Annotated in this window: 1 protein-coding gene; it reads right to left on the minus strand. The window is 26.5% G+C overall.

Features of this window, described 5'->3' with window-relative positions:
• Nucleotides 1-23: 23 nt before the first annotated feature.
• The coding region (locus QWI17_RS00415; RefSeq protein WP_302720523.1) for a hypothetical protein at nucleotides 24-328 on the minus strand (305 nt) is incomplete at its 5' end.

The following is a 328-nucleotide window of genomic DNA, read 5'->3' on the forward strand; positions in this document are numbered from 1 at the left end:
ACACTAAAACACATATTCCACTATCACGTCACAATTAAATTATCAGGCTTTACTCTTAAGTCTTGGATCAAATTATTTTTTTCGAACGAGGTTAGAAATATCGCTACGAAGAACAAAAATACGCCAGGAGAAAAGTAACCATAACCTCTTGCAAAAATCTCTATAAAGAACATAACAATAATAGAATGTCCAAAAACAAACGAAACAGAGTATTCATTCATCATTCTAACTTTATTAGAATCATTTAAATTAATAAATTTAATAATATAAATAAGAGAATCATAAAACCTATATAAGAAAGTTAGTATTAAAACAATTCCAAAAACAC

This window comes from Gilvimarinus gilvus (assembly GCF_030518155.1).
GTDB lineage: Bacteria > Pseudomonadota > Gammaproteobacteria > Pseudomonadales > Cellvibrionaceae > Gilvimarinus > Gilvimarinus gilvus.